This is a genomic window from Nocardia sp. NPDC060259 (assembly GCF_042728775.1).
Taxonomy (GTDB): Bacteria; Actinomycetota; Actinomycetes; order Mycobacteriales; family Mycobacteriaceae; genus Nocardia.
This window is the reverse complement of sequence record NZ_JBHXAY010000089.1, coordinates 23,388-30,133: the sequence shown is the minus strand read 5'-3', so window position 1 is coordinate 30,133 and position 6,746 is coordinate 23,388. Positions and strand designations below refer to the sequence as shown.

Here is a 6,746-nt window from a genome sequence, read left to right as displayed (position 1 = left end):
CCTCAACGGCGGCTGGTTCGCCGGGTTCCCCGCGGCCTTCGTCGCCGGACTGCGCCGTGCCTACCCGGAACTGGACCCGGTTCTGCACGACCACCTCGATGCCCGCTATCGCGGCCTGCTCGGCGAGGCCGAACAGCGCACCACCTTCGCCCTGCTGTGGCGCTTCGCCCGCCGCGACGTCGCCCGGCATCTGCGCGGCGGCATGGCGGGGCTGCTGGCCGAGCCCGCGCTGCGCCGCATCCTCACCGATATCGAACCGGGCACCCGCGCCCCGGCCGCGCCGATGCTGGTGGTGCAGGGCGTGCGCGACGAGGTGATCGCGGTCGCCGACATCGACGCCCACGTCCAGCGCTACCGCGCCGCCGGCGCCGTCGTCGAGTACCTGCGGGTGCGCCGCGGCTCTCATCTGCCGCTGGAGTTCCTCGTGGTTCCGGTCGTGCTCACCTGGCTCGCCGATCGCTTCGCCGGTCGTCCGGCGATGTCGGGGACCGCCACGGTCGTCTCCGTCGCCCGCAGCGCCGCGGCCGTGCGCGCGCACCTCGACTTCCTCGGTCTCGTCGCCCTGATGCTGGGCGGCCGACCGATCCGCGGCGACGGGAAATAGGTGGAACCATATGTCCCGTCATTTTCTCGGTGCCCCTATTTCTCGGGGCATCGGAAATTCATGCTTATCGGATGGCGCAACATGACTCTCACGGAGTTCTCATATTCCCCTCAGAAACATGCGGTATCTGAGGCATAACCGCAGGTAGTAATAGGTTTGCAAAGTCGATTGTTACGGCGGTCACGAATTCCTGAATTCCGTAACTCGCGGCGTTCGGGTGCCGATACGCCCTCTGTAAGCCAGCTCCGGCTGGGCCTATGCGAGAAACAGAGGAATTATTATGATCCCCGTTATCATCGACACCGGTAGCGCCGCCCTGAACGGCCTCTTCGACACCCTCGGCGCCGCTCTCAACGGCCTGGTCAACACGCTGTGGACCGGCTCCTTCGGCGGCTGATCAAGCCCCCTAGGTCGATGAAACGACCGGGTCCGCCCTGACGCGTGACCGACGAGAAGGCCCCGCACCTGTCCAGGTGTGGGGCCTTCCCTCGTCTACGGGTTCAGTGCGTGTGCGGGGCGTGCCCGGCCGACACGTGCCTGGGGCCGTGCGCCTCGGCGCAGTGGTTGTCGTCGTCCGCGGTGCCGATTCCGATGACCTGCGGCCTGGCGTGGTCGACCTGCAGGGTGACGTGCCCGATGTGGTGCTCGTGGTCGAGCATGTGCGCGATGTCCTCGCGGACCGCGTGGCAGTCGTGCCCCGGCTGCACGAGCACGTGCGCCGACAGGGCGGGGTCGCCGGAGGTGATCTCCCAGATGTGCAGGTCGTGCACCTCGGTCACGCCGTCGCGGGCGGCCATGTCGCGACCGACCTGCTCGGGGTCGAGGTAGTCCGGGGCGGCTTCGAGGAAGATGCGGCTCGACGCGCGGATCAGCCCGATGCCCGCCTTGATCATCAGCGCGACCACGATCAGCGTCGCGACCACGTCGGCCTGCACCCAGCCGGTGAGGATGATGACAAGGCCCGCCGCCGCGGTCGCGATGAAGGCGAACAGGTCGTTCAGGATGTGCTGGTAGGCGCCCTCGATATTGAGGCTGGTCCGGTCGGCGCGACTGATCATCCAGGTCGCCAGGACATTGACCGCGATGCCGATCAGCGCGGTGACAAGCACCAGCGTGCCGTGCACCTCCGGCGGCTCGAACAGCCTGCGGATCGCCTCGTAACCGAGCCACAGTGCCAGCAGCAGCAGGGTCAGCCCGTTGGCCTGGGCCGACAGGATCTCCACCCGCTTCCAGCCGAACGTCATCCGGCCGGTCGCGGGCCGCGCCGCGAGCCGGATCGCCACCAGCGCCAGTGCGATGGAGGCGGCGTCGGTGGTCATGTGCGCCGCGTCGGAGAGCAGGGCCAGCGAATCGGCCACGATGCCGACGATCACCTCGCCGATCAGGAAGGTGACGATCACCGCCAGCGCGCCGGCCAGCCAGCGCTTGTCGCTGTCGGCCGACACCCCGTGGTCGTGTCCATGTCCTGCGCCCATCACGTTCGCCTCTCCCTGCGGTCCGATCGGTCGCAATCATATGCACACATCGCTATGTGTGCAATTCGTTCTTGATCTCCAGCCTAAGTCTCCTCGCCCGGCCACTCGTCGTCGACGACCACCCTGGCGGTCGCGTACCGGTCGGCGATCACCCCGCAGGGATAGGTCGGCCAATAGGACACCGCGCCGGTCGCCTTGTCGATGACGTGCACCGAACCGCCGACCGGCTGCGGCCGGTCCGGCGGCGCGTGCGCCGGTCGCACGGCGAAAACCACGAAACCGCCGGTGAATTCGACGATGTGGCGGTCGGTATCCGGAATCGGGGGCAGGTGGTCGGCCGCGATGCGGGTGGCCTCGGCCCGGTCGACCGGCGTCTGCGCGTCGGTCGGATATGCATGGATGTCCACGTTTTTCGCTCCTCGCCGCGATTGTCGTCGCCGGGGACCGGTTGTGTCGAGGGTTGCGGCGGAAGCCGGAAAAAGGGCGAGCCCGGGGGCCCTGCTCCCCCCTCCTGGAGCAGGCCCTGGCCGGGCTCGCGACAAAAGTGTCGCGTGGCGGACCATCAGGATCCTGAAGAGTCGCTTAACGCCGTTGTCATCGGTGGCGCGCAGCGCGATAACCCCATATGACGGACAACTCCTGCGGTGCGCACTGCGCGCGACTGTGTACCACCGACGGGCTGGCCGAGGTGCTGGCCGCCGACCGTGGCCTGCTGCACTGGCGGGCGATGCGCAGTCTCGGTGACCCGGGCCTGGCCGAGCACGCCGTGCAGGAGACCCTGCTGCGCGGCTGGCGCTCGTGCCGCGACTTCGACGCACGGAAAGGCAGTGTGCGGACATGGCTGCTGGCGATCGAGCGCAATGTCGTCGTCGACATCGTGCGGGCGCGCGCCGCCCGGCCCGGTGACGTCGGCTGGGACGACATCACCGAGGTCGCGTGTTGCGGCAAACCGGATTTCGCGGACGGGCTCGTCGACGGGTTGCTCGTCGACCAGCTGCTGGCGCGCCTGTCCGAGCCGCAGCGGGCCGCGGTGGTCGAGGTGATCCTGCGCGATCGCGGATACCGGGAAGTGGCCGCGGATTTCGGCGTTCCGGTCGGCACCGTCAAGACCCGCGTGCACTACGCGCTGCGCTCGCTGCGGCAATTGCCCGAGGTTGCCTGATCGGCCTGTTCCGGTCGTGATCTGGGCGCGTGACCAGCGCTGATTCGCTTTTTCTCCCTGTCACATTTCGGTAACTGTGCTTGCCCTGTGGTTACCCACGTTGCAAGAGTGAACCACTGGGTTTGGTGTTACCAATGGGAAGGGAGGGGTGCTCCGTTCCGGAGCACCGACCGAACATGCAACCAAACATCATCAAGGCCGGTCTCTGCTCCACCGTCTCCGCCGCGGTCGTGATCTCGCTGACCGGGCTCGTGCCCGGCCCTGCCGCCGCGGCGCCCGAGCCCGCCACCGGCGACCAGCTCGTAGGTAAGACGATCTTCCTCGACCCCGGTCATCAGGGGTCCGCGCATGCGGAGAATCTGGGCCGCCAGGTCGACAACGGCCGCGGCGGCACCAAGGACTGCCAGACCACCGGCATGACGTCGCTGAACGGCGTCCCCGAGCACACCATCAACTGGAATGTCGCCGAGCTGGTGAAGGTGTCGCTGCAGGCGCTGGGCGCCGATGTGGTGCTCAGCCGCGCCGACGACGCAGGCTGGGGCGGGTGCGTCGACGATCGCGCCCGCGCCGCCAACCAGTCCAGCGCCGCGGTCGCGGTGAGCATCCACGCCGACAGCGCGCCCGCCGACCAGCGCGGTTTCCACCTGATCGTGCCGCAGCTGCCCATCCCGGACTCGGCCGCCGACCTGGCGCAGTCCGGCCCCGGTCGCGCCGCCTCGGCCGTGGTCCGCGACGCCTACCTCGCCGCAGGCTTCCCGCCCGCCACCTATGCCGGTGTCAGCAACGGCCTGCAGACCCGCGCGGACGTCGCCGGTCCGGCCTTGACGCAGGTGCCGCTGGTTTTCGTGGAGATGGGCAACGGCGCCAATCCCGAGGACGCCGCGCTGCTAGAATCGCGCGAGGGTCAACTGAAGCACGCCGTCGCCATCACGACGGGGGTGGTCGGGTTCCTGCTGGGCAAGGCGATCGGGGCGGCTGTGCCCGCGTTCGCACCGGATTCGACACCCGCTCCTGCCCGGGCCCCCGCGGCCACCTCGCCGACGCCCGCGCAGCAGCCGGAGGTGGCATCACCATCGACCTCGGGACCCGGAGCGGCCTCCACTTCGGGTCCGAAGTCCAGCGACGCTCCCACCCCATCCGGTGAAGCCGCCGACGCGCCCGCGCCGACGCAGCGTTCCGCCGCCACGCCGACATCGCCTGCTCCGGCCGACACCCCCGCGCCTGCCCCAGCCGACTCGACTGCGCCAACCGACGGCAACGGCGACGTGCCTGCTCCGGCCGGCGGCAACTCGCCTGCTCCGGCAGGCGGAAACGCGCCTGATCCGGCTGGCGGACCTGCTCCGGCCGACATGTCTCCGCTGGCTGGCGCGCCTGCCCGCGCCAACGTGCCTGCTCCGGCCCATGGACCTGCCTCAGCCGACACCACTGCTCCAGCCGCTCCGGCTGACTCGCAGGCTCCCGCAAACCCGCCGACACCAGCTGACGTGCCTGCACCGGCCAACGCGCCTGCTCCGGCTGGCGTGCCTGCTCCGGCTGGCGTGCCTGCTCCGGCTGGCGTGCCGGCTCCGGCTGGCGTGCCGGCTCCGGCTGGCGTGCCGGCTCCGGCTGGCGTGCCTGCCCCGGCTGACGTGCCTGCCCCGGCTGACGCGCCGGCTCCGGCTGACGCGCCTGCCCCGGCTGGCGCGCCCGCTCCGGCTGGCGCCCCCGCCCCGGCCAACGCGCCCGCCCCGGCTGACGCCAACGCACCGGCCCCCGCCGATGCCCCCGCTCCGGCCCCTGCCCCCGCCGACCCGCAGGTTCCCTCCACGACCCCGGACCAGAAGCCACCCACCGGCGACCAGCCGCCCGCGGCCGAGCCCACCCCGACCACCACACCTGCACCCGCGCAAACGGCGGCCATCATCCCGGCCCACGCCCCGATCGGCGCCCCGGTGCCCGCGATCGCGCCCGCACAGCACCCGATCCCCTCCGATCGCCTGCCGAGCGGTTCCACCGGCCGTCTGACAGCTCCCGGCGGCGGTCCGGCTCCGGCCGATCAGGCCCCCGCCCAGCAGCAGGCCCCGAAGCCGCGGACCGGGTCGGCCGGTCAGCTGAAGGTTCCCGGTGGCACCGAAGCGCGCACCGCCGCGCCGGGTGCTCCCGAGGCACCGTCGACAGCCACTCCGCGTAAACGAGCTCCCGCCCCGAAGCCCCAGGCGGCCCCGAAGCCCCAGGTGGCTCCGAATGCCCCGTCCGATTCCGATTCCGAACTCGATCTCAGCGAACTCGGCGGCCCGATCCTCACCGTCATGAATCTGCTGATGCCCCTGGCCCAGTCCCTCGGCATGGACGACACCGCCATGATCAGCCAGCTGATCAACCTGGCCTACACCCTGGTCGGCATCGTGTTCGGCCCGTCCGAGTAACCGAGCGCACCCGAAGCCGCCGACTCCGCCCAGGGGCCGGCGGCTTCGGCCGTTCGGGCACAATCGGCACAGTGATTCCTGTGGTGATCGTTGCGGGTTTTCTCGGATCGGGGAAGACGACCCTGCTCAACTCTCTGTTGCGCAACAACCGGGGTACCCGGATCGGCGTGGTGGTCAACGACTTCGGCGCGGTGAACATCGACGCGATGCTGGTGGCCGGGCAGGTCGACGCGATGGTGTCGGTGGGCAACGGCTGCGTGTGCTGCGCGGTCGACGTCTCCGAGCTCGACGACCTGTTCGCGCGCCTGGCCCAGCCGCGCAGCGCCGTCGACGTGATCGTGGTGGAGGCCAGTGGGCTGGCCGAGCCGCGGAATCTGATCCGGATGGTGGTGGCCAACCCGAATCCGCGGATCGGGTACGGCGGATTGGTCGAGGTCGTCGACGCCGAGCTGTTCGGCGAGACCAGCGCCGAGCACCCCGAGCTGGTGACCCATCTGCGGCTGGCGGATCTGGTGCTGGTGAACAAGGCCGACCGGGTGCCGGCGGACGCGCTGGCCGCACTGCGCGAGCAGATCGCGGGCTGGGTGGGCCAGGTCCCGGTCTACGCGACGACCCACGGCCGCGTCGACCCCGGACTGCTGTTCGACGATCGCGAGCTCGACATGCCGAAGGTGGCCCAGCAGTTGAGTTTCGACTCTCTGCTCGACGAACACGACCACGATCACGACGACCCCGACCACCGGCACCTGCACGACGAATACGTGTCGGTGTCGTTCACCAGCAAGCGCGCGCTGAACCCCCGTGCCCTGATCGCCTTCCTGGAGGACCCGCCGCCGGGCCTGTTCCGCGCCAAGGGCTGCGTGGCCTTCGCGGTGGCTGGGGAGCGGCGCAGATTCGAGATGCACCTGGTCGGCAGACACGTGGTGTTCACGCCGGGCCCGTGGGCGCGCGGCGAGGAACGAGTGTCGAATCTGGTGCTGATCGGCTCCGGCCTCGACACCGACGCGGCACTGGATCGCTTGTACGCCACCGTCTTCGATGGCGAGGAACCGATGGACGAGCAGGCGATGCTCGGCGTGTGGCGCTACACCCCGCAGTGA

General features: G+C 70.1%; 6 protein-coding genes. 4 read left to right on the top strand and 2 right to left on the bottom strand.

Annotation, left to right across the window (positions count from 1 at the left end; genetic code table 11):
• The coding region (locus ACFWF2_RS26040) for a lipase family protein (protein ID WP_379310070.1) at positions 1-604 on the top strand (604 nt) is incomplete at its 5' end.
• Between the two features lie 500 nt (positions 605-1,104).
• Here the strand turns inward: ACFWF2_RS26040 and ACFWF2_RS26035 are convergent.
• Together ACFWF2_RS26035 and ACFWF2_RS26030 are read right to left on the bottom strand one after the other, a co-directional pair.
• Complete coding sequence (locus tag ACFWF2_RS26035) at positions 1,105-2,079, bottom strand: cation diffusion facilitator family transporter (RefSeq protein WP_379310069.1); 975 nt, start codon at positions 2,077-2,079, stop codon at positions 1,105-1,107.
• 83 nt (positions 2,080-2,162) lie between these two features.
• A complete protein-coding gene (locus tag ACFWF2_RS26030; protein WP_379310068.1) occupies positions 2,163-2,486 on the bottom strand; it encodes a hypothetical protein in 324 nt (107 codons plus the stop codon).
• A gap of 218 nt (positions 2,487-2,704) precedes the next feature.
• Between ACFWF2_RS26030 and ACFWF2_RS26025 the strand changes: the two genes are divergently transcribed.
• From ACFWF2_RS26025 to ACFWF2_RS26015, 3 genes are all read left to right on the top strand, one after another.
• A complete protein-coding gene (locus ACFWF2_RS26025) occupies positions 2,705-3,241 on the top strand; it encodes a sigma-70 family RNA polymerase sigma factor (RefSeq protein WP_379310067.1) in 537 nt (178 codons plus the stop codon).
• Between the two features lie 176 nt (positions 3,242-3,417).
• Positions 3,418-5,646: an N-acetylmuramoyl-L-alanine amidase gene (locus ACFWF2_RS26020; protein ID WP_379310066.1), complete on the top strand. Its 2,229-nt coding sequence runs from the start codon at positions 3,418-3,420 to the stop codon at positions 5,644-5,646.
• An 80-nt stretch (positions 5,647-5,726) separates the two neighbouring features.
• On the top strand, positions 5,727-6,746 hold the full coding sequence (locus tag ACFWF2_RS26015; protein WP_379310065.1) for a CobW family GTP-binding protein: 1,020 nt from the start codon (positions 5,727-5,729) through the stop codon (positions 6,744-6,746).

Bases quoted from the DNA above. Each gene is read 5' to 3' on its own strand.
- ACFWF2_RS26025 (WP_379310067.1), top strand. From the start codon at position 2,705: ATGACGGACAACTCCTGCGGTGCGCACTGCGCGCGACTGTGTACCACC.
- ACFWF2_RS26035 (WP_379310069.1), bottom strand. From the start codon at position 2,079: ATGGGCGCAGGACATGGACACGACCACGGGGTGTCGGCCGACAGCGAC.
- ACFWF2_RS26020 (WP_379310066.1), top strand. From the start codon at position 3,418: ATGCAACCAAACATCATCAAGGCCGGTCTCTGCTCCACCGTCTCCGCC.